General features: G+C 64.1%; 23 protein-coding genes and 1 tRNA gene. 18 read left to right on the plus strand and 6 right to left on the minus strand.

Features of this window, described 5'->3' with window-relative positions:
* Window positions 1-10 precede the first annotated feature (10 nt).
* From HDIA_RS00795 to rnhA, 3 genes are all read left to right on the plus strand, one after another.
* On the plus strand, window positions 11-445 hold the full coding sequence (locus HDIA_RS00795) for a hypothetical protein (protein ID WP_099553485.1): 435 nt from the start codon (window positions 11-13) through the stop codon (window positions 443-445).
* Complete coding sequence (locus HDIA_RS00800; protein ID WP_157775118.1) at window positions 442-1,374, plus strand: ParB N-terminal domain-containing protein; 933 nt, start codon at window positions 442-444, stop codon at window positions 1,372-1,374. Before HDIA_RS00795 ends, HDIA_RS00800 begins: the two co-directional genes overlap by 4 nt.
* 73 nt (window positions 1,375-1,447) lie before the next feature.
* Window positions 1,448-1,942, plus strand: coding sequence for a ribonuclease HI (gene rnhA / locus HDIA_RS00805; protein WP_099553489.1), 495 nt, complete (start codon window positions 1,448-1,450; stop codon window positions 1,940-1,942).
* Here rnhA and HDIA_RS00810 read toward each other — a convergent pair.
* Window positions 1,917-3,578 carry a site-specific integrase gene (locus HDIA_RS00810; RefSeq protein ID WP_157775121.1) on the minus strand — a complete coding sequence of 554 codons (1,662 nt, stop codon included), beginning with the start codon at window positions 3,576-3,578 and terminating at the stop codon, window positions 1,917-1,919. The two genes, rnhA and HDIA_RS00810, sit on opposite strands and share 26 nt — an antisense overlap.
* A gap of 87 nt (window positions 3,579-3,665) precedes the next feature.
* Window positions 3,666-3,752 (minus strand) — tRNA-Leu (locus tag HDIA_RS00815).
* A 240-nt stretch (window positions 3,753-3,992) separates the two neighbouring features.
* Here HDIA_RS00815 and HDIA_RS00820 point away from each other — a divergent pair.
* Window positions 3,993-4,976 carry a complex I NDUFA9 subunit family protein gene (locus HDIA_RS00820; RefSeq protein WP_099553492.1) on the plus strand — a complete coding sequence of 328 codons (984 nt, stop codon included), beginning with the start codon at window positions 3,993-3,995 and terminating at the stop codon, window positions 4,974-4,976.
* A 92-nt stretch (window positions 4,977-5,068) separates the two neighbouring features.
* Here HDIA_RS00820 and HDIA_RS00825 read toward each other — a convergent pair whose 3' ends face one another.
* Window positions 5,069-5,875 (minus strand): undecaprenyl-diphosphate phosphatase, encoded by an 807-nt coding sequence (locus tag HDIA_RS00825; protein ID WP_099553494.1) that lies wholly within the window; start codon window positions 5,873-5,875, stop codon window positions 5,069-5,071.
* Window positions 5,876-6,259: 384 nt separating this feature from the next.
* On the opposite strand from HDIA_RS00825, the gene HDIA_RS00830 reads away from it, so the two are divergent.
* From HDIA_RS00830 to dut, 13 genes are all read left to right on the plus strand, one after another.
* Window positions 6,260-6,952 carry a glutathione S-transferase family protein gene (locus HDIA_RS00830; protein WP_099553496.1) on the plus strand — a complete coding sequence of 231 codons (693 nt, stop codon included), beginning with the start codon at window positions 6,260-6,262 and terminating at the stop codon, window positions 6,950-6,952.
* A gap of 76 nt (window positions 6,953-7,028) precedes the next feature.
* A complete protein-coding gene (gene queG, locus HDIA_RS00835; RefSeq protein WP_099553498.1) occupies window positions 7,029-8,174 on the plus strand; it encodes a tRNA epoxyqueuosine(34) reductase QueG in 1,146 nt (381 codons plus the stop codon).
* A gap of 201 nt (window positions 8,175-8,375) precedes the next feature.
* Complete coding sequence (gene hisB, locus HDIA_RS00840) at window positions 8,376-8,963, plus strand: imidazoleglycerol-phosphate dehydratase HisB (protein ID WP_099553500.1); 588 nt, start codon at window positions 8,376-8,378, stop codon at window positions 8,961-8,963.
* A 59-nt stretch (window positions 8,964-9,022) separates the two neighbouring features.
* Window positions 9,023-9,520, plus strand: coding sequence for a DUF2628 domain-containing protein (locus HDIA_RS00845; RefSeq protein ID WP_099553502.1), 498 nt, complete (start codon window positions 9,023-9,025; stop codon window positions 9,518-9,520).
* 1 nt (window position 9,521) lies between these two features.
* Window positions 9,522-10,172: an imidazole glycerol phosphate synthase subunit HisH gene (gene hisH, locus HDIA_RS00850; RefSeq protein WP_099553504.1), complete on the plus strand. Its 651-nt coding sequence runs from the start codon at window positions 9,522-9,524 to the stop codon at window positions 10,170-10,172.
* A gap of 65 nt (window positions 10,173-10,237) precedes the next feature.
* Window positions 10,238-10,975 carry a 1-(5-phosphoribosyl)-5-[(5-phosphoribosylamino)methylideneamino]imidazole-4-carboxamide isomerase gene (gene hisA / locus HDIA_RS00855; protein WP_099553506.1) on the plus strand — a complete coding sequence of 246 codons (738 nt, stop codon included), beginning with the start codon at window positions 10,238-10,240 and terminating at the stop codon, window positions 10,973-10,975.
* A gap of 228 nt (window positions 10,976-11,203) precedes the next feature.
* Complete coding sequence (locus HDIA_RS00860) at window positions 11,204-11,752, plus strand: formaldehyde-activating enzyme (protein WP_099553508.1); 549 nt, start codon at window positions 11,204-11,206, stop codon at window positions 11,750-11,752.
* 203 nt (window positions 11,753-11,955) lie between these two features.
* Entirely contained in the window at window positions 11,956-12,393 is a 438-nt protein-coding gene (locus tag HDIA_RS00865; protein WP_099553510.1) for an Imm50 family immunity protein, read from the plus strand.
* 42 nt (window positions 12,394-12,435) lie between these two features.
* Window positions 12,436-13,215 (plus strand): imidazole glycerol phosphate synthase subunit HisF, encoded by a 780-nt coding sequence (gene hisF / locus HDIA_RS00870; protein WP_099553512.1) that lies wholly within the window; start codon window positions 12,436-12,438, stop codon window positions 13,213-13,215.
* Window positions 13,216-13,422: 207 nt separating this feature from the next.
* On the plus strand, window positions 13,423-13,746 hold the full coding sequence (locus tag HDIA_RS00875) for a phosphoribosyl-ATP diphosphatase (RefSeq protein ID WP_099553514.1): 324 nt from the start codon (window positions 13,423-13,425) through the stop codon (window positions 13,744-13,746).
* 27 nt (window positions 13,747-13,773) lie between these two features.
* Window positions 13,774-14,742, plus strand: coding sequence for a type I pantothenate kinase (coaA, locus tag HDIA_RS00880; RefSeq protein ID WP_099553515.1), 969 nt, complete (start codon window positions 13,774-13,776; stop codon window positions 14,740-14,742).
* A gap of 62 nt (window positions 14,743-14,804) precedes the next feature.
* The gene (coaBC, locus tag HDIA_RS00885; protein ID WP_099553517.1) at window positions 14,805-16,013 is read left to right on the plus strand and encodes a bifunctional phosphopantothenoylcysteine decarboxylase/phosphopantothenate--cysteine ligase CoaBC; all 1,209 of its coding nucleotides are present in this window, start codon (window positions 14,805-14,807) and stop codon (window positions 16,011-16,013) included.
* Window positions 16,014-16,064: 51 nt separating this feature from the next.
* The gene (dut, locus tag HDIA_RS00890; protein ID WP_099553519.1) at window positions 16,065-16,517 is read left to right on the plus strand and encodes a dUTP diphosphatase; all 453 of its coding nucleotides are present in this window, start codon (window positions 16,065-16,067) and stop codon (window positions 16,515-16,517) included.
* A 13-nt stretch (window positions 16,518-16,530) separates the two neighbouring features.
* Here the strand turns inward: dut and HDIA_RS00895 are convergent, their stop codons facing one another.
* Window positions 16,531-17,292 carry a class I SAM-dependent methyltransferase gene (locus HDIA_RS00895; protein ID WP_099553520.1) on the minus strand — a complete coding sequence of 254 codons (762 nt, stop codon included), beginning with the start codon at window positions 17,290-17,292 and terminating at the stop codon, window positions 16,531-16,533.
* A gap of 24 nt (window positions 17,293-17,316) precedes the next feature.
* Window positions 17,317-17,868, minus strand: a complete 552-nt coding sequence (locus tag HDIA_RS00900) for a YbhB/YbcL family Raf kinase inhibitor-like protein (protein WP_099553521.1) — start codon at window positions 17,866-17,868, stop codon at window positions 17,317-17,319.
* A 94-nt stretch (window positions 17,869-17,962) separates the two neighbouring features.
* Here HDIA_RS00900 and HDIA_RS00905 point away from each other — a divergent pair, with 94 nt between their 5' ends.
* Entirely contained in the window at window positions 17,963-18,874 is a 912-nt protein-coding gene (locus HDIA_RS00905; RefSeq protein ID WP_099553523.1) for a LysR substrate-binding domain-containing protein, read from the plus strand.
* Here HDIA_RS00905 and cysK read toward each other — a convergent pair.
* Complete coding sequence (gene cysK / locus HDIA_RS00910; protein WP_099553525.1) at window positions 18,838-19,800, minus strand: cysteine synthase A; 963 nt, start codon at window positions 19,798-19,800, stop codon at window positions 18,838-18,840. The two genes, HDIA_RS00905 and cysK, sit on opposite strands and share 37 nt — an antisense overlap.
* Window positions 19,801-19,984 lie beyond the last annotated feature (184 nt).

Consider the following 19,984-nt stretch of genomic DNA (forward strand, 5'->3'; position numbering starts at 1 on the left):
TAGGAGCACCATGAACGAGAAGACTGAAATGAGGAACACGGGAGAGCGAGAGGTTGTTCGCGTCCCCCTGAGGCCCGGAGAGGATCGTCACGCGACCATCTATCGGGAGGACTATGAGCGACTGCTACGGAACGGCGTAGGGACGCACTGGTTCGTGTCCAAGGCCGGTGGCCGGGAGTATGTCAGGGCGTATTGCCGGGGCGCCACGGGAGACCAGATCACGGTCGCAAGGGCTGTGCTCGGTGTCGGGCGTAGGGCCAACGTGTCCTATGTCACCAAGGACCGCACAGACCTCCGCAGGGGGAACCTGAGGGCTGTGAAGGGCAACGGAAGGAGGAACGATACGGCGCTGTGCAGGGCCTCACTGGACGGGGCCGTGAAGGTGCCAAAGAGGGGCGCTATGGGGGCCATGGGCGGGCAAGAGAGAGTGGAGGCGCTCCGGTGAGGGACGCAGGAAGCAAGCGCCAGAAGGCCCTCCAGAGGCTCAGAAAGGCGGCCTTAGGGCGAAGCCGGGAGGACAGGCCATCAGCGGTCTTTCTCCAAGAGATCACGGTCTGTCCGGAAGTGTTCCAGCCGAGGGTGCTGGGCAGTGAGAACGGCCTGGACGACAAGCACATTGAGGCGCTGGTAGCGGCACTGGAGAGCAAGCCGGCGAACGCCCGGGAACTCGACCCGATCACCGTCTTCGCCGTGGGCAAGCGGTTCTATGTCATCGACGGACACCACCGCCACGCAGCGTATGCACAGGCAGGAGTGATCGGCACAGTCCCCGTCGTCCACTTCGATGGCAGCTTTGAGGAGGCCCTTAGCGAGCCGCTGAGGATCAATGGCAAGGTGCACCTCAACATGTCCCGAGAGGCGCGTAACGGGGCCGCTTGGAGGCTCGTGGTGGAGGGCATTCGGGGCGACGGGCCGAAGCTGAGTGTGCCGAAGATTGCCGAGATTGCGGGTCTGAGCCCCCGAACAATCGACCGCATGAGGGCGCTGTGCCGGGAATTGATGGCAGACGAGGAGGATGGAGGAGAGGAGGAGAGCACAGGCGAGGGGTCAATGGGCAGCGTCTTTCGGCACCTTGAGGAGGTCTGGGAGGACCACAGGGCGGCATTACGGGCCGCGAGAGGTGGTGAAGCCGGGCCGGGAGACGGGGATTGGATCGAGGCAACGGCAGATAAGTGGTCAGATGATCTTGGCAGAGCATTCGGCCACCAAGGGCACAAGCACCCTGGCATCTTCGGTCGGGCCGTCCTGAGGTACTTGGGAGACCATAACTTCAAGCGGATGACTGAGGAGGTGGGGTTCGTTGAGATGGACCCCGAGGAGCACGAAAGGTTCCTCGAATGGCAGAACAAGCACGCCACCCTTACGGGTCACTAATGGCGCGATGAACCACGCCAATGGCGCGATTTGCTGTCGCGCAAACTTCAACTGAAAACAGGAAACACCAGACATGAATGACAATGAAATGCGCGGGGTGATCCTCGTGCACACGGACGGCTCGTGCGCGGGCAACCCCGGTCCCGGAGGATGGGCAGCGGAACTCGAATGGTACGACAAGGATGAAAACCCCACCGGACGCAAGATCACCCTTTCCGGGAGAGCCGAGCGGACCACGAGCAACCGGATGGAAATGACAGCCGCCATTGAAGCCCTCAAAGCGATCCCCGAGGGAAGCCGCGTGGAGATCGTGAGCGACAGCCAAATCCTCATCAATGGGATGAAAGAGTGGGTCCAAGGCTGGATAGGCCGGGGTTGGCTCAAGTCCAACAATAAGCCGGTGGAAAACGTGGACCTATGGAAGCAGCTTGTCGCCCTTGCGGAGTTACGCGACGTGCGCTGGTTCTGGATCAAGGGACACGATGGCGACGAGGCCAACGAACGGGTCGACAGGCTGGCCCACGAGGAGGCGCAGCGCTTCGCTACTCTCGGTCAGGCTCTGGGATAGGGATTTTCGCAACCGCTGCCGCCAGCACGTCCAGCTTGAAATGGCGGTAGCGGTGCGCCTCGCCCCTGGCCTTGTGTCCCTGAATGGCGTCCGCAACGCTGTCCTTAATGTCGACTTCAACGGCGACCGACTTGAACCAGTGACGAAGAGCGTGGTTCGGCGCTTTGCGGGGGTCGGTGAAACCCTGTTCCCGGATCCAACTGCTCAACTGGTTTGCTGCGCTGCTACTGGCGTGCCGTCTGCCGGGAGCGCCGGAGGTCCTCCGGTAGAACAACGGCCCATTGCCCTTGGCTTTCACGAACTCAAGAAAGCCCTCTTTGATGAGGGCAGGGTGGATAGGAACGTCTCGTTCGCTACCGATGTTTTTCAAGCTCCCGCCATCTTCTGCTGGTGCGATACGCAGGACGGGAATGCCATCAATCATCGTGACCCGATTTCCCCAGAGCTGTGCCAGTTCGCCGATACGTGCCCCCGTGCAGGCCGCAAGCCATGGAAGCCAGCGCCGCGTAGCTCTCGTCTCATTCCGAGCCAGATTGAGAAGTGCGCGAACTTCGGCGGTTTCATAGGGTAGCTTCGACGTGCCCGCCTTCGCTCTCCCGGCCGCCTTCACGCCAAGAGCGGGGTTTGAGGGGAGCAATCTATTGTCGACAGCATATGAGAAAATTGCGCCCGCCATTCCAAGGTATGTGCCGTTGATGGATTTGACGGTTAGGCCCCGCGCGACGATTTTGTCCTTCCAACCAATGATATCGTCCGGGGAAATGAGACGAATATCGCCTGCCCGGTCCCCAAGGTGCTCCTTTAGGCTGCCCAGAGGCCGGCCCTTCCATGTGGAAATTGTGCTCGCCGCGGGCTTTGTCTCGGCCTTCCACCTCTCGAACAGGACATCGATGGAAACGGCTTCGGCCGGAGCTTCGAATTTTGGGAAACGATCAGCTTTCGGGTCGGGAGAATAGTCACCCACGGCATTGCGCTTGAGATGCCAAGCCGCGTCCGTCGCAGCGGACCCAACATGAAGCAGCAGGCGTGTGCGGGTTTCGGCATCCACCAGCAGGCCATGCTTGTTCAAAACCCAACCAACGAGCCAGCCAAAGCGCCTTTCCATGCCCGAGAGATCAGATGAGCGGGGTAGCGCATCAATGCCGGCTGTGAGACCGGGGCCAAATTTTTGTTCAGCCGCTGCAATTGTGTCCACACCGTCCGGTGTCGCCGGCGGTGCGATGAGTAGACGGCCCTCGCTGACAGCCCTGTTGAAGGCTTTGAATGCGGCCCATTGATCCGACGAGCCTGGGTTTTCCGCGAAGCGCTCCACATAGAGGCTGTAGACTTCTCCTGAGAGAGCAACAATCTGCTTGTGGGTCAGGCCAACGGGCCCATTGCGAAATGCCGCATACTGCTTCTCTACCTGCGCTTTTGCCGCCGCATAGCGGTGACTGATCGCAGAAGGATCGCGCGTTCTCAGGCTGAATTTCAGGAATTCGCCAGCCGTGGCGGCCACGCTGAAAGCGGGCTGGCCAACGATTGCCGGTAGCTCCAAATGGATGATTTTTCCTCGGATACGCTCTTTCAAATCGGCGGGAACGCGCTCCCGGAACTGAGCAGACGAGGAATTTTCGCGAGTGGTAGGTCTCGCCATTCTCAACACCATGTGACCCGCCCCTGTGACCCAGTGGAGCGGCCAAAAACTCAGGACTATAGGAAAATCAACGTGTTAAGAAGGGATTGGTGCCCAGAAGAGGACTCGAACCTCCACACCCTTTCGAGTACCAGCACCTGAAGCTGGCGCGTCTACCAATTCCGCCATCTGGGCTCGGGGCGGAGGGATATGAGAAGCGCTCGCCGTTGTCAATCGGAGAGTTGCGCGCAATGCGAAGGTTTTTTGACAGAATGGGACGTGATCGGTCGTGGAGGCCAGCCGCGCCGCGCATTTCCGGCCGCCGGTGCGCGGCTTCCCGCGCCAAGACAGGCCAAAGAAGTCTGTACAGCCGCGCGCCCGTTGGCTAAGACCTCGTTGGAACCATTCTTGAGCCATGATCCGAGGGTAAGGCAGATGAAGGCAGCAAGCGGTTACGGTCGTCTCGTCACGGTTTTCGGCGGCTCGGGCTTCGTCGGCCGCTATGTGGTGCGGGCCCTTGCGCGCAGGGGCTACCGGGTGCGCGTTGCCGTTCGCCGGCCCGATCTCGCCGGCCACCTGCAGCCGCTTGGCACCGTCGGCCAGATCATGCCGGTGCAGGCGAATCTGCGTTATCGCGACTCGGTCGATGCGGCTGTCCAGGGCGCCGATGCGGTCGTCAATCTCGTCGGCATCCTGTCCCCCTCCGGGCGGCAGACCTTCGAGGCCGTGCAGGCCTTCGGGGCCCGCGCCGTCGCCGAGGCGACCAAGGCCGCCGGCATTTCCCGTCTCGTGCAGATGTCCGCGATCGGCGCCGACGCCAATTCGGCCTCGGTCTATGCCCGCACCAAGGCGGCGGGCGAAAAGGCGGCTCTGTCCGCCGTGCCCGGCGCCGTCATCGTGCGTCCCTCCATCGTCTTCGGTCCGGAGGACTCCTTCTTCAACCGCTTCGCGGAAATGGCGCGCTTTTCGCCCGTGCTGCCGCTGATCGGCGGCGGCAAGACGCTGTTCCAGCCGGTCTATGTCGACGACGTCGCGAGCGCGATCGCCATGGCCGTCGACGGCGAGACGGAGGAGGGCGCTGTCTACGAGATTGGCGGCCCGGAGATCCTGAGCTTCCGCGACTGCATGGAGACGATGTGTGAGGAAACCGGCCAGAAGCGCGTCCTGCTGCCGGTGCCTTTCGGCGTTGCCGAATTCGGCGCCAAGCTGACGGGCTGGCTGCCCGGCGCGCCTCTGACGCTCGACCAGATCGAACTCCTGAAGACCGACAATGTCGTCTCCAACGAGGCGACGGCGGAAGGGCGCACGCTGGCCGGTCTCGACATCGAGCCCCGCACCCTTGCCGCGGTGCTGCCGACCTATCTCTATCGCTTCACCACCCACGGTCAGTATGACCGTCACAAGATGAAGACGCTCTGACGGTCTCGATCTCTGCCGGCATTGGCAAAGACATGAAAAAAGCCCGGACAACCGTCCGGGCTTTTTGCGTTCCGGGGGGCTGCTCGTCCCGGTCAGAAGCCCATGGAAAGGCCGATGAGACCGGCGATACCGACCGCGATGCGCCACCAGGCGAAGATCCCGTAGCCGTGGCGGCTGACGAAATCGAGCAGCCGCCGCACCACGATGATCGCCGTGATGAAGGCCGCGATGAAGCCGATGACAATGAGCGAGGCGTCGTCGAAGCTGAGGATGTCCCGGTTCTTGTAGAGGTCGTAGGCAAAGGCGCCTGCCATCGTCGGGATGGCGAGGAAGAAGGAGAATTCCGCCGCCGAGCGCTTGTCCGCCTTCATCAGCATGGCGCCGACGATGGTCGAGCCGGAACGCGACGTTCCGGGGATCATGGCAAGGCACTGGAAGAGCCCGATGATGAAATAGGTCTTGAGCGGATAGGTCGTCGCGTCGAAATAGGCCGGCTCCGGCGCCTTCTTGTCGATGACGAGCAGGACGATGCCGCCGAGGATCAGCGAGATGCAGATGAGGCGCGGCGATTCGAAGAAGACGTTCTTGATGATGTCGTGCAGCAGCACGCCGGCGAAGACGGCCGGCAGGAAGGCGAGGAGGACGCCGAACACGAAGCGGCGGGCCGCCGGGCTGGTCGGAAGGGCGAGCGCGATGGCGATCAGCCGTTGCGCATAGACCGTCAGGATGGCGAGAATCGCGCCGAGCTGGATCAGCACCTCGAAGGTCTTGCCTTTGGATTCAAAGCCCAGGAAATGGCCAAGAAGCAGGATGTGGCCCGTGGACGAAACTGGAAGAAATTCAGTCAGACCCTCAACGAGGCCGAGAACCGTGGCCTCGACATACGTACCGGCATCCATGCCGTACTCCTCTTCATGAATATTCCGGGACTGGTGGGATTTGGATAAAATTTGATTGGTTATGAAACGGATTCTTTAAGGATCCAATGCGCTCATAAGACAGTTTCCAATGCGACGGAATCCCTCGATTTCCAAGAGGGCCTTGTCCGACTTTCCAAAAGAAGTGCCTAAGATCACCTGTCCTACCATGCCTCCTGTTAACAAAGCCGGTCCGCCGGGCGGCAGCCGGCACGTTGCAAGCATCGTGCAAATTGTGCATGACGGTGCCCGTCAAAATTATGTCAGCCGGCCATTTCGCCCGGCTCTTTCCTCAGGCGGCCATGCCACGGCGCGCCGAGGCCCGTCCGAAGAACATGCGCCGATCCCGCCGGCCTGGATATCTCAATGCTGAAACTCCACCATCATCCGTTTTCCCCCGCCTCTCGATTCGCGCGCCTGATGCTGTCCGAACACGACTGCAAGGCCGATTTCGTGGTGGAGCGGCCCTGGGAGCGCCATCAGGAGTTCCTGGCGCTCAATCCGGCCGGAACGGTTCCGGTTCTCGTCGAGAATGACGGTCCGCCGATCGTCGGCGCCGAGGTGATCATGGAATACATCGACGAAACGCGCGGCTATGCCCTTGCCGAACGGGCCCTGATGCCCAAGCATCCGGAAGCGCGTGCGGAGATGCGCCGGCTGGTGCACTGGTTCGAGCGCAAGTTTCATGACGAGGTGACGAATTACTTCGTCCACGAGCGCATCTACAAGCTGGAGATCCCGTCCTCGCGCGGCGGCGGTGCGCCGGATTCCCAGATCCTGCGCGCGGCAAGGGCCAACATCCGCCACCACATCCGCTACATCGGCTGGCTGGCCGGCAGCCGCAACTGGCTCGCCGGGGACAAGATCACGTTTGCCGACCTCTCGGCCGCGGCCCAGCTTTCGGCAATCGACTATATCGGCGAGGTGCCGTGGGACGTCGATCCGCACGCGACCGCCTGGTATGCCCGGGTCAAGTCGCGCCCGTCCTTCCGCGGTCTGCTGGCCGACCGGGTGACGGGCCTTCCGGCTTCGCCGAGCTACGCCGATCTCGATTTCTGAGCGGTGCTTTGCCCGGATGGCCGCAGGTGGGCTATGATCCGCCGCGACGGAAGACCGGCTGAGCAGCAACCGACCCATGGCTGAGGACATTCTCAAGGCCGCGCGCGAACGCGCCCTCCGGCTCGGCTTTGCCGCTTTCCGGGTCACGGCCCCGGAGCGAGTGCCGGACGCGGGCGCGCGCCTGCGGCAGGCGATCGCCGACGGCCATCACGCGACGATGGACTGGCTACCGGAGACGGCCGATCGCCGCTCCGATCCGCGTGCGCTGTGGCCCGAGGTGCGCTCGGTCGTCATGCTGGGCTTCAACTATGGTCCGGAGACCGATCCGCTGGCGCTGCTGGAGCGGAAGGACCGCGCATCGATCTCCGTCTATTCCCGCAACCGCGACTACCACGACATCCTGAAGGGGCGGCTGAAGGAAGTGGCCGGCCTCATCGCCCGCGACACCGGCGCCGAGGTCAAGGTCTTCGTCGACACGGCGCCGGTCATGGAAAAGCCGCTGGCGGCAAGCGCCGGTCTCGGCTGGCAGGGCAAGCACACCAACCTCGTCTCGCGCGACTACGGCTCCTGGCTCTTTCTCGGTGCCGTCTTCTCGGCCGCCGATCTGCCTCTGGATGAGCCGGAGCGCGATCATTGTGGCTCCTGCCGGGCCTGTCTCGACATCTGCCCGACGAAGGCCTTTCCCGCTCCTTACCGGCTGGATGCGCGGCGCTGCATTTCCTATCTGACGATCGAGCACGACGGGCCGATCCCGCATGAGTTTCGCAAGGCAATGGGCAATCGCATCTATGGCTGCGACGACTGCCTCGCCGTCTGTCCCTGGAACAAGTTCGCCGAAGTGGCCGCCGAGCAGAAGCTGCGGGCGCGTGCGGATCTGGAGGCGCCTGACATCGCCGATCTGCTGGCTCTGAACGAGACGGCCTTCCGCGTCCGGTTTTGCGGCTCGCCGGTCAAGCGCATCGGGAGAGACCGTTTCATCCGCAACGTGCTGATCGCGGCGGGCAACAGCGCGATGGAGGAACTTGCGGAGCAGGTTCGCCAGCATCTCGCCGATCCCTCGCCCATGGTGCGTGGCGCGGCGGTCTGGGCTCTTGCCCGGCTCGGCGGTCCCGACCGCATCGAAGACTTGGCCGGCCGCCTCCCGCCCGACGAGAAGGACGAAGGCGTGCGCGACGAATGGCGGCGGGTCACCGGACGCGAAAGCGCCGATGAGATCGGGTGATCGCAGACGCGCGCCTCCAGAGCCCTGAAGACCGAGCGGAATGTCCTCCTTCATGCGCTTTCGCTTGAACGGATTATGCTCTAAGAGACCTTCGACATCGGTGGAGGCCTTTGAAATCGGCTGTTTGCCGGCAGTGGTGCCTTGTTTAAGGCATCCGTTGTAAGGTCTGTTCAAACGACGCAAGCAAGTTCAGGAAGCCCCATGCGGACCGCGACGATCACACGCAAGACCAGCGAGACGGACATCGCCCTCACCATCGACCTCGATGGCACGGGCAAGGCTGATATTGCGACCGGCGTCGGCTTCTTCGACCATATGCTGACCCAGGTCGCTCGCCACGGGCTGATCGACATGACCGTCAAGGCGAAGGGCGACCTTCACATCGACGACCACCACACGGTGGAGGATGTCGGCATCGCGCTCGGCAAGGCCTTCGCCGAAGCGATCGGCGACAAGAAGGGCATCACCCGTTACGCCGACTGCCATCTTGCCATGGACGAGGCGCTGACCCGCTGCGCGGTCGATGTGTCGGGCCGGCCTTTTCTCGTGGCGAAATTCGGCTTCCAGACGCCCAAGATCGGCGCATTCGACACCCAGCTTGTCGAGGAATGGTTCCGCGCCTTCGCCATGAATGCCGGCATTACGCTGCATGTCGAAACGCTTTACGGGGCCAACGACCATCATATCGCCGAAAGCGCCTTCAAGGCGCTGGCGCGCTGCTTGCGCAAGGCCGTCGAGATCGATCCCCGCCAGGCGGACCGGATCCCGTCCACCAAGGGAGCGCTCTGAGCCAGGAACGGCCCTTCGGGGCTTGTCCGGGAGTGTTCGCAAAGGTCAGGAGACCGCCGATGACCATTCACATGGCCTATGTTCCGCCGGACGCCGAAACGACCACGCCGGAGCGCATCGACCTTGTCCTCGTCAAGGAGGGCTTTTCGTGGCCGGCCCTTATCGTCGCGCCGCTCTGGCTCATCTGGCATCGCATGTGGTGGGTGCTTCTCGGCTACGTCGTCGCCGTGGTGCTGATCGGTGTGTTGGGGCAGGGCCTCGGCGAGGATGCGCGCACGATGCTGGAGATCGTCTTCGCCATCGGTTTTGCGCTCGAGGCTAACGACCTTCGCGCCTGGTCGCTGGAGCGCAAGGGCTGGCGCCTTGCCGGCCTCATCGAGGGCAGGGACCTCGATACGGTCGAACGCCGCTTCTTCGAAGCCTGGCTGCAACGTCCGGCGAAGACCGCGCCCGCCTCCCGGACGGACCGCCCGCCGGTCGGCCCGAGAGCCGTGGACACGGGCATCATCGGCCTTTTCCCCGGCAACCCGTCTCCCAATCTGCCGTCAAGGTCCTGACATGAGCGTTGCGATTATCGATTATGGCTCGGGCAACCTGCGCTCGGCCGAGAAGGCCTTCGAGCGCGCGGCCCGGGAAAGTGGCTACGCGGGCGAGGTTCGCGTCACCGACGACCCGGACGTGGTGGCGAGAGCCGACCGGATCGTGTTGCCGGGCGTTGGCGCCTTCGCCGATTGCCGACGCGGACTCGATGCGGTGGGCGGCATGGTCGAGGCGCTGAACGAGGCGGTCCTGAAACGGGCCGTTCCGTTTCTCGGCATCTGCGTCGGGCAGCAACTGATGGCGAGCCGTGGCCTTGAGAAGGAAACCACCGAGGGGCTTGGCTGGATCCCCGGCGATGTCCGGATCATCGAACCGTCCGATCCCGCGCTCAAGATCCCGCACATGGGCTGGAACACGATCGACAGCCGCCGCGATCACCCGGTCCTTGCCGGCATTCCGACGGGCGAGGGCGGTCTCCACGCCTATTTCGTCCATTCCTATCATCTGACGGTGTCGGACCCGGCTCACCTCATCGCCACCGCCGACTACGGCGGCGCGGTGACTGCCATCGTCGGGCGCGACAACATGGTCGGCACCCAGTTCCACCCGGAAAAGAGCCAGACGCTCGGCCTGACGCTGATCGCCAATTTCCTCAAGTGGGCGCCATAGGGGCTTGGCCCCGCCCCTTCGAGCGTTTACCGAAGGGCCGAGAACAAACGACAGCCGAGACCGACATGATCCTTTACCCTGCCATCGACCTCAAGGCCGGCCAGTGCGTGCGCCTCAAGCTCGGCGACATGAACGAGGCCACCGTCTACAACGAGGACCCGGCCGCCCAGGCCGGCGCCTTCGCGGCGATGGGGTTTGAATGGCTGCATGTGGTCGATCTCGATGGCGCCTTCGCCGGCGCAAGCCGCAATGGCGAAGCAATCGACGCCATTCTGGCCGCAACCCCGATGAAGGTGCAGCTTGGCGGCGGCATCCGCACGATGGAGGCCATCGAGGCCTGGTTGAAGAAGGGCGTCTCGCGGGTGATCCTCGGCACGATCGCCGTGCGCGATCCGGGCCTCGTGAAGGCCGCTGCCCGTGCTTTTCCCGGCAAGGTCGCCGTCGGCATCGACGCCCGCGGTGGCAGGGTGGCCGTTGAGGGCTGGGCCGAGGCCTCCGAGCTCACCGCCGTGGATCTGGCCAGGAAATTCGAGGACGCGGGCGTCGCCGCGATCATCTATACGGACATCGACCGCGACGGCATCCTCAAGGGCCTCAACATTCCCTCGACTCTCGAACTTGCCCATGCGGTCGGCATCCCGGTGATTGCCTCGGGCGGCCTTGCCTCCATGGACGACATCGACCGGCTCATGGAGCCCGATTGCGCGATCCTCGACGGCGCGATTTCGGGCCGCGCTCTCTACGATGGCCGGCTCGATCCGATTGTGGCCCTCGCCAAGATCGCCGCGTCCGAGGCCGGCTGATCTGCCGGAGCCTCGGGGTGCCGGTCGCTCGGAGGCGTGGCCTATCGTCCCGATGGGCCGATAGAGTGCCGAACTGACATGGGAGTCGGCTAGAGCAAGCTAGGAACGTCGGGACCGGCTTGCCATTCGGGCCTGCGCCGGACCTCGGGCTCGCAGCCTTCCGGACACCGCAGCGGCTCGCCCGCGGACCTTTTCACCCTCAAACACCAGACCGACAGGAGACGACACATGAGCGATCGGATCATCATGCGAATTGGCGAGGCGCTGGTGGCCGGCGGTCCTCCCGGAACCGCGGCCGAGCCGGAAGTCGCCATCGGCGAGATGGACGGGCCGATGGGCACGGCCTTCGCCACGCTTCTCGGCGATCAGGTGAAGGGCCACAGCCGCGTCCTGTCGCTGATGAACACGGACATCATGGTCCGTCCGCCGACCATCTGCGTCTCCAAGGTCACCGTCGACAACGCACGCTACACCAACATCCTCATGGGCACGGTGCAGTATGCCACCTCGATGGGCGTCCTCGATGCGGTCCGCTCCGGCGACATCCCGAAGGACAAGGCCAACGATCTCGGCATCATCGTCTCGGTCTGGCTCAATCCGCAGGTCGCGGAGATCGACGATCTCGATCACCAGGTCCTCTTCGACATCCACCGCAAGGCAACGACGCTCGCGATCCGCAAGGCCATGACCTTCGAGCCGTCGATTGACTGGCTTCTGGAAAACCAGGAAAAGATCGTCCACAAATACTTCGAGCGCGGCCTCAAGGGCGAAATCTGATCGCGGCTGGATGGGCGGCGGCGCAGCAAGGAACCTTGCGCCTGCTGCCCGTCTGCCCATATGTCGCTCGACCAACGAGATTGCGGAAAAGATGCTGAAGTCCCGCGACGCCAGACAACTCGACAGACGTCTTTTGGGATTTGCGTCCAGCTTGATCCGGCAGGAGGACAGGTTGCCGTTGGCGACCTTGGACGGGCTCTGAAATGGAAGAGCGCACAGCCATCTTCATGGATTTGACTGGCGGTCCGGAACTCGTGTCCTGGTTTGGTGTGGCCCCCAGCTTTCACGATGCGGAAATTCTGGAGATCTGCCTTAGGCGGTCGGATCCCAGTCTTATTCGAATTCATACGTGGCAAGCGACGGGCGTGACTGATAAGGACGGCCGCATGAAGCTCGACAAGCATGTTGTTGTTGATTTCATGCTGCGTGGTGTTGTCGATCTCAATCTCGATGGTTTCAACCACCAAAACGTGATCAATGGGCTGCAGATCGGCAAAGAGACCCGGAATTTGTGGGGGGAGATGACGCCTCTCGTCAAAGTTTCCTTGGACGGTTGTTTCGGTGTCGATGGCTGGATTACGGCTTGTGAGGTCGAAATCGCGATGGACACTCAAAATGTGCCGGTCAAGAATGACGATTGAGGTGACAAGAATGCTGGCATCGTATGACTGGAAAAGCGTTTCATGACCCTCAAGTCCCGCGTGATCCCCTGCCTCGACGTCAAGGACGGCCGTGTCGTCAAGGGCGTCAACTTCGTCGACCTCATCGATGCCGGTGATCCGGTGGAGGCCGCCGCCGCCTATGACGCGGCGGGCGCCGACGAACTCTGCTTCCTCGACATCACCGCGAGCCATGAGGACCGGGGAACGCTCCTTCATGTCGTCGAGCGCACCGCCGACCTCTGCTTCATGCCGGTGACGGTCGGCGGCGGCGTGCGTTCGGTGGAGGATATCCGGGCACTGCTGCTCGCCGGTGCCGACAAGGTCTCGATCAACTCGGCCGCCGTGAAGGACAAGAGCTTCGTCGGCCGCGCCGCCGACAAGTTCGGCGACCAGTGCATCGTCGTCTCGATTGACGCCAAGCGGGTGTCGGGCGAGGGCGAGGCGCCGCGCTGGCAGATCTTCACGCACGGCGGCCGCAATCCGACCGGCATCGACGCGGTCGAGTTTGCCCGCGATGTCGTGGCGCTCGGCGCCGGCGAACTGCTCGTCACCTCCATGGACCGCGACGGCACGCGGATCGGCTTCGACATCGAGTTGACCCGCACGATCGCCGATGCGGTCCACGTGCCGGTGATCGCTTCCGGTGGCGTCGGCACGCTCGATCATCTGGTCGAAGGCATCCGGGACGGCCACGCGACGGCGGTGCTCGCCGCCTCGATCTTCCATTTCGGTACCTACACGATCCACGAGGCCAAGGCGCACATGGCGGCCGCCGGGCTGCACATGCGGCTCGACGGCTGACGATCGCTGCTTCCGCGTTGAAGGCGTGGCGGTGTCGTGGCTCTGGCGGAAAAGCTCTTTGACCTCCGGCAAGCGGCCCGAACGCCCGAAAACCCTTGCCGGCTATAGTATCCCGGCACGATCCGGGCTATAGGTCTGCCCGCTCGGGCCTTGGGCTGCAAGGCATGAAACGGGCAGTGTTGGGGTTGATTGCACGGGCTTGGACCTATGACCAGCTTTTCACTTGCCGATCTGGAGGCCATCATCGGCGCGCGGGCGACTGCCGGCGCGGAAAGCTCCTATACGGTCAAACTCATCGGCAAGGGCCAGGCAAAATGCGCCCAGAAGCTTGGTGAGGAGGCGGTCGAGACGGTGATCGCGGCGGTCACCGGCGACCGGGAAGAGCTTTGCAAGGAAGCGGCCGATCTGCTCTATCATCTGCTGGTGGTTCTCCGTGTCGGGAACGTCAGTCTCGCCGAGGTCGAGGCCGAGCTTGCCCGGCGCACCGGGCAGAGCGGTCTTGAGGAAAAGGCGGCCCGCACGGCCGGCTGACGCGATTGCGAACGGCGGAGGACGCCGATGGATCAGTTGAACGCCATGATGGCCGGCGGAATGGATATCTCGCCCTATCTGACCTACTCCAAGGCGCAATGGGCCGACCTGCGCCAGGGCATGCCCATGACCCTGACGCTGGCGGATCTGGAGCGCCTGAGGAGCCTCAACGACCCGGTCTCGATGACCGAGGTCGAGATGATCTATCTGCCGCTGTCCCGTCTTCTGTCCTTCTATGTCGAGGCGACGCAGGGCCTGCATCAGGCGACCCAGAAGTTTCTGGGTATGCGGGCGCAGAAGATGCCCTTCATCATCGGTCTGGCCGGCTCGGTCGCGGTCGGGAAGTCGACGACCGCCCGCATCCTGAAGACACTGATGGCGCGCTGGCCGTCGAGCCCGAAGGTTGATCTCGTCACCACCGACGGTTTCCTGCTGCCGAACGCGGTGTTGCAGGCCGAGGGACTGATGGAGCGCAAGGGCTTTCCGGAAAGCTACGACCTTCCGGCGCTGCTCGCCTTCCTCTCCGCCATCAAGGCCGGTCAGCCGGCCGTGCGCGCGCCGGTCTATTCGCATCTCGTCTACGACGTCGTGCCCGGCGAGGAGGTCGTCATCGACCAGCCGGACATTCTGATCCTCGAAGGCCTCAACGTTCTCCAGACCAGCCGCCTGCCGAAGGACGGCAAGGCCATTCCCTTCGTCTCCGACTTCTTCGATTTCTCCATCTATATCGATGCGGGGGAGGCGGATCTGCGCGCCTGGTACATCCAGCGCTTCAAGCGCCTGCGCGAGACGGCCTTCCGCGATCCGCGCTCCTTCTTCGCGCGCTATGCGCAGGTGTCCGAGCCGGAGGCGGTGAAGATCGCGACCGGTCTCTGGGAGCGCATCAACCTCGTCAATCTCTCCGAGAATATCCTGCCGACCCGTCCGCGCGCCGATCTCATCCTGCGCAAGGATTCCGGCCATCAGGTCGACCAGGTCATGCTGCGCAAGCTCTGACGCTTGGCTTCGGACCGGGTTTCAAGCTAGGGTCCGCCGCGAACGGGAGCGGATGACGCCATATGCTTGCGGGAAAACGCATTCTTCTGATCATCGGCGGCGGTATCGCGGCCTATAAGGTGCTGGAGCTGATCCGGCGGCTGAAGGAGCGCGGCGCGACCGTCCGCGCCGTCATGACTTGCGCCGCGAAGGAATTCGTCACCGAGTTGTCCGTCGGTGCACTCACGGGCGAGCCGGTCCACACCGACCTCTTCGATCTCACGACCGAGGCTGACATCGGCCATATCCGCCTGTCGCGTGATGCCGACCTCCTCGTTGTCGCGCCCGCCACTGCCGACCTTCTGGCGAAGATGGCGAACGGCCTTTGCAACGACCTTGCGACCAACTGCCTTCTGGCGACCGACAAGCCCGTGCTCGTCGCCCCGGCGATGAACCCGCGCATGTGGGGCCACCCGGCGACCCGGCGCAATGCGGAGCGCCTGAAAACCGATGGCATCCGCTTCGTCGGACCCAACGCGGGGGCGATGGCCGAACGCGGCGAGAGCGGCCCGGGGCGGCTTGCCGAGCCGATGGAGATCCTCGCTGCCATCGAGGCCTTCTTTGCGGAAACCGCCGGACCGCTTGCGGGGAAGAAGGCACTGGTCACGTCCGGCCCGACCCATGAGCCGATCGATCCGGTGCGCTATATTGCCAACCGTTCGTCCGGCAAGCAGGGCCACGCCATCGCGGCCGCCCTCCGGCGCCTCGGCGCCGAGGTGACGCTGGTCTCCGGCCCGGTGACGATTGTCGATCCGGCCGGTGTGAACGTGGTGAAGGTGGAAAGCGCGCGCGAGATGCTGGAGGCAAGCCTCGCCTGCCTTCCCGTCGACGTTGCCGTCATGGCGGCGGCGGTCGCCGATTGGCGCGTCGCCGACGCGGCGGGGACCAAGATGAAGAAGGACGGCAGCGGCAAGCTGCCGAGCCTGTCGCTCACTGAGAACCCGGACATTCTCGCCACGATCGGCCACCACGAGACGCTGCGCCCGTCGCTCGTCATCGGCTTTGCCGCCGAGACTGGCAACGTCATTTCCTACGCCAAGGACAAGCTTGGCCGGAAAGGCGCGGACTTCATCTGCGCCAACGATGTCTCGCCGGAAAGCGGCGTCTTCGGCGGCGATGCCAACACGGTCCACCTTGTCGGGAAAGACGCGGTCGAGGACTGGCCGACGATGACCAAGGACGAGGTCGCCGCGCGTCTGGCGAGCGTCATCGCCGCGCGTCTGGACACGTGAAGAGCCGGGCGTCCGGTCGAGCAATCTCACGCATTTGGAGCTGATACCCCAATGACCGCCCATGTCGACATCCGCGTCGTCCGCCTGCCCCACGGCGCGGATCTGGCCCTGCCATCCTATCAGAGCGAGCACGCCGCTGGCATGGATCTTCTCGCGGCCGTCGACGTCGACCTGACGCTTGCGCCCGGCAAACGGGCGATGGTGCCGACCGGACTCGCGATTGCCCTACCGGCCGGATACGAGGCGCAGGTGCGTCCGCGCTCAGGGCTTGCGGCGAAGAATGGCGTCACGGTGCTGAACACGCCCGGCACCGTCGACGCCGACTATCGCGGCGAGGTGAAGGTCATCCTGATCAATCTCGGCGACGAGCCTTTCGTCGTCACGCGCGGCAGCCGCATCGCCCAGATGGTGATCGCTCCCGTCACGCAAGGCCGCCTCGTCGAGGTGGAAACCCTCGACGAAACGGCGCGCGGGGCAGGGGGCTTCGGCTCGACCGGCCACTAGGCCCATCTGCGTTCTAGACGGCGACGACTTCGAACACCGCCGTATCGAGACAAAAGCTGCCGTCCGCCTCCAGGCCGAGCCAGTCGCGCACTTCCTTCGAAGCCGACGCCTGAAGCGAGCGAATGGCCGCAACGTGGCTCTCGGCGGTCCGCATCCGCGCGATCCACGACGAAAACTCCAGCCGGATTCGGCCCGTGCTGACAGCCTGGACAGTCAGCTTCGCCGCGGCGAGCGACGCGGCCCATTCCGCCACCGTGCGGTTGCGCACATGCGAGGGATCGCGCAGGAGCTCGATCGACTGCAGGTGCGTGTCGAACAGCGGTGTGGACGGCGCCATGGTGTCGCTGAATGCGGCTCTCGCCTCTGGCTTCAGAACCCGCCGCGCCTCGCGAAGGGCTGCATCGAGGTCGGTCCAGTGATGGGCCGAAAAGCGGCTGGCGACGAAGTCGGCCGAGGCATCCTCGAACGGCAGCGCCGCGACATCGCAGGCGCGCGTCTCGATGTTGGAAATCCCCCGCGCCGCCGCGGTCTCGGCGACGACGGCGAGCATCTCCGACGAGAGATCGCAGGCGACGACCGTCCCCGAAAAGGGGGCGATCCCGTAGGCGACATGACCGCCGCCCGTTCCGAGATCGATGGCGAACCCCGGTCTGACCTCGGCGGCAACCGCCGCGATGCGCTCAAGGTCAGCACCGGCCGCATGCACGGCGCTCGTGACATAGACGGCGGCGCGCTCGCCGAATTGGGCGTCGATCAACTGATTCTGGTTTTTCATGGTCGTCGGTTCCAAAAAGGACTGTCAGGGCCGCGCATAGGCGGCGGTGATCTTGGCCGAGGCCAAGGTATGCTGGTTGAGGACGAAGCCGGCAAGAGCCCCCGACGCATCGTCGGGGACGGGAAGCGACGGCACATCGAGTGCGCGAACCGTGAAAACGTAGCGGTGCATGCCGTCGCCGGGAGGCGGACAGGCCCCGCCATAGACGTTGACGCCGAAATCGTCGCGAAGCTGACGCGCTCCGGCCGGAAGATCCTTGCCGCTGGCCGCCCCCGCGCCTTCGTCGAGATGATCCGTTGCTGGCGGCAGGTCGACGAGCACCCAGTGCCAGAAGCCGCTGCCGGTCGGTGCGTCGGGATCGTAGAGCGTCACGGCATAGCTCTTGGTGCCGTCTGGCGCGCCGGACCAGGAGAGCGCCGGCGAGCGGTTCTCTCCCTCGCATCCGAAGCCGTCGAGGACCTGGGCAAGCGGCAGCGTGACCCCTTCCTTCACCGTCGGGCTCATCAGCGTCAAGCTGCCGGCTTGGGCCGGTGCGACCGACAATAGGAGTGCGGCTGCAAGATGCATCGATTTCATGGAGGAAGACCTTTCGTTCTCGTCAATGCCCCCTTATTGACGGAATTCTGGAGAAATCCTAATGAGGATGATGATGATAAATTGAGAAAATCTCATGTTGGAACGGCCAAGCCTCAAATCCCTGAGGGTCCTTCTGGAGGTGGCGCGCGGTGGCAGCTATGCCGGCGCGGCCGAACGGCTCGGCGTTACGCCATCGGCGGTCTCGCATATGGTCGCAAGCCTTGATGCCGAACTGGGCGGTGTCCTCTTCGAGGATCGGCGCCGGGCGCGGCTGTCGGTTCAAGGGGCACAACTAGTCCGGCGCCTGGAGCCGGCCTTCCAGTCGATCGAGCATGCGCTGGGCGAGCTTCGCGCGCAACGGACTGCAATCCGCCTTTCCACGCTCTCTTCCTTCGCAATGCTCTGGCTGATCCCGCGGCTGCAGTCGCTGCGCCAGCGCATGCCGGATGTCGATATCCTGATTTCGACCGACACGCGACCGGTCGATCTGGCGGCCGAGCCCTTCGATGCCGCGATCCGCTGGACCGCGCGCCCGCCGGACGCGCCGGGTCTTTACGTCATGCCGCTGTTTCGGGAACGTTGGGGCATTGTCGCCAGCCCCGCACTGGTCGGCAGCGCGCCGCGCGAGATCGATCCCCTGCGCCTGCCAAGGCTCAAGGCGCGCTCGCGCATGGACGACTGGGTGGCCTTTCTCCCCGAGGAGGAAGCCGGTCGGACGCCGGTCGGTGGCGTGACGGTCTTCGAGACGCGCGGCCAGATGCTGGAGGCAACGCTTGGTGGCCTCGGCGCAGCGGTGATCGATCTCAATCTGGTCGGCGCAAGCCTGGCTGCCGGAACGCTTGTCGTGATCGGCGAGAAGACGGTGCAGCGGCCCGAGGCCTACTACCTCCTGTGCAGAAAGGGCGCTCTTGGCGAGCGCCCCCTGCGGATACTTCGCGATTGGCTTGCCGGCGAGGCAAGCGGCGAGACTTACTCAAGCCCCTCGAACAGCGCCGTCGACATGTAGCGCTCGGCGAAGGAGGGGATGATGATGACGATCAGCTTGCCCGCCATCTCCGGCCGGCTGCCGACCTTGACCGCCGCAGCGATGGCGCCGCCGGACGAAATGCCGACCGGGATACCCTCCAGCCGCGCCGCGAGACGGGCATATTCGAAGGCCTCGTCATTGGTGACGGTGACGACCTCGTCATAGACCTTGGTGTCGAGGATCGGCGGAACGAAGCCGGCGCCGATGCCCTGGATCTTGTGCGGCGAGGGGCTGCCGCCGGAAAGCACCGGGCTGTCGGCCGGCTCCACGGCAACGATGCGGACGCCCGGCTTGCGGGCCTTCAGAACCTGGCCGACGCCGGTGATGGTGCCACCGGTGCCAATGCCGGAAATCAGCACGTCGACGCCGCCGTCGGTGTCGTTCCAGATTTCCTCGGCCGTGGTGTTGCGGTGGATTTCCGGATTGGCCGGATTTTCGAACTGCTGCGGCATGACCGCGCCGGGAATTTCGGCGACGAGTTCCTCGGCCCGGGCGATGGCGCCCTTCATGCCCTTGGCGGCCGGCGTAAGGTCCAGCTCGGAGCCGAGCAGCTTCAGCATCTTGCGCCGTTCCAGCGACATCGATTCCGGCATGACGAGGATCATGCGGTAGCCCTTGGCCGCCGCCGCGAAGGCCAGCGCGATGCCGGTATTACCCGATGTCGGCTCGACGAGGACGGACTTGCCGGGGGTGATCTTGCCGGCCGCTTCCAGCGCCTCGATCATCGCGACGCCGATGCGGTCCTTGACCGAGGCGATCGGATTGAAGAACTCGAGCTTGCCGACGAGTTTGGCGACGACGCCCTTCTCCTTGGCGATCTTGTCGAGGCGCACGAGCGGCGTATCGCCGATCGTGTCGATGATGGAATCGTAGATCTTGCCGCGGCCCTTGGTCTTTGCCGTCATCGCCTGTTCTCCCTGATAGCGTTATGGCCCATGTCGGTGATGGATTGAGCTGGCGCAAGAGCGATCCCGGCGTAAGAAGCCGGAGGGCGTCTGGCTCAAAAACGAGGCTGAGACACTAGCCCCAACAACCGCCGCGGAAAAGCTTTTGCATCAGCCCCTTGCTCCTTTCGCCGGCCAATCCGTT

Origin of the sequence: Hartmannibacter diazotrophicus, assembly GCF_900231165.1 — a bacterium.
In the GTDB taxonomy this organism is placed as follows: domain Bacteria; phylum Pseudomonadota; class Alphaproteobacteria; order Rhizobiales; family Pleomorphomonadaceae; genus Hartmannibacter; species Hartmannibacter diazotrophicus.

Bases quoted from the DNA above. Each gene is read 5' to 3' on its own strand.
- hisH (WP_099553504.1), top strand. From the start codon at position 9,522: ATGAGCGTTGCGATTATCGATTATGGCTCGGGCAACCTGCGCTCGGCC.
- cysK (WP_099553525.1), bottom strand. From the start codon at position 19,800: ATGACGGCAAAGACCAAGGGCCGCGGCAAGATCTACGATTCCATCATC.
- HDIA_RS00905 (WP_099553523.1), top strand. From the start codon at position 17,963: ATGTTGGAACGGCCAAGCCTCAAATCCCTGAGGGTCCTTCTGGAGGTG.
- hisA (WP_099553506.1), top strand. From the start codon at position 10,238: ATGATCCTTTACCCTGCCATCGACCTCAAGGCCGGCCAGTGCGTGCGC.
- HDIA_RS00820 (WP_099553492.1), top strand. From the start codon at position 3,993: ATGAAGGCAGCAAGCGGTTACGGTCGTCTCGTCACGGTTTTCGGCGGC.
- hisF (WP_099553512.1), top strand. From the start codon at position 12,436: ATGACCCTCAAGTCCCGCGTGATCCCCTGCCTCGACGTCAAGGACGGC.
- coaA (WP_099553515.1), top strand. From the start codon at position 13,774: ATGGATCAGTTGAACGCCATGATGGCCGGCGGAATGGATATCTCGCCC.
- dut (WP_099553519.1), top strand. From the start codon at position 16,065: ATGACCGCCCATGTCGACATCCGCGTCGTCCGCCTGCCCCACGGCGCG.
- HDIA_RS00895 (WP_099553520.1), bottom strand. From the start codon at position 17,292: ATGAAAAACCAGAATCAGTTGATCGACGCCCAATTCGGCGAGCGCGCC.
- HDIA_RS00830 (WP_099553496.1), top strand. From the start codon at position 6,260: ATGCTGAAACTCCACCATCATCCGTTTTCCCCCGCCTCTCGATTCGCG.
- rnhA (WP_099553489.1), top strand. From the start codon at position 1,448: ATGAATGACAATGAAATGCGCGGGGTGATCCTCGTGCACACGGACGGC.
- coaBC (WP_099553517.1), top strand. From the start codon at position 14,805: ATGCTTGCGGGAAAACGCATTCTTCTGATCATCGGCGGCGGTATCGCG.
- HDIA_RS00900 (WP_099553521.1), bottom strand. From the start codon at position 17,868: ATGAAATCGATGCATCTTGCAGCCGCACTCCTATTGTCGGTCGCACCG.
- HDIA_RS00845 (WP_099553502.1), top strand. From the start codon at position 9,023: ATGACCATTCACATGGCCTATGTTCCGCCGGACGCCGAAACGACCACG.
- HDIA_RS00825 (WP_099553494.1), bottom strand. From the start codon at position 5,875: ATGGATGCCGGTACGTATGTCGAGGCCACGGTTCTCGGCCTCGTTGAG.
- HDIA_RS00865 (WP_099553510.1), top strand. From the start codon at position 11,956: ATGGAAGAGCGCACAGCCATCTTCATGGATTTGACTGGCGGTCCGGAA.
- queG (WP_099553498.1), top strand. From the start codon at position 7,029: ATGGCTGAGGACATTCTCAAGGCCGCGCGCGAACGCGCCCTCCGGCTC.
- HDIA_RS00875 (WP_099553514.1), top strand. From the start codon at position 13,423: ATGACCAGCTTTTCACTTGCCGATCTGGAGGCCATCATCGGCGCGCGG.
- HDIA_RS00810 (WP_157775121.1), bottom strand. From the start codon at position 3,578: ATGGCGAGACCTACCACTCGCGAAAATTCCTCGTCTGCTCAGTTCCGG.
- HDIA_RS00860 (WP_099553508.1), top strand. From the start codon at position 11,204: ATGAGCGATCGGATCATCATGCGAATTGGCGAGGCGCTGGTGGCCGGC.
- hisB (WP_099553500.1), top strand. From the start codon at position 8,376: ATGCGGACCGCGACGATCACACGCAAGACCAGCGAGACGGACATCGCC.
- HDIA_RS00795 (WP_099553485.1), top strand. From the start codon at position 11: ATGAACGAGAAGACTGAAATGAGGAACACGGGAGAGCGAGAGGTTGTT.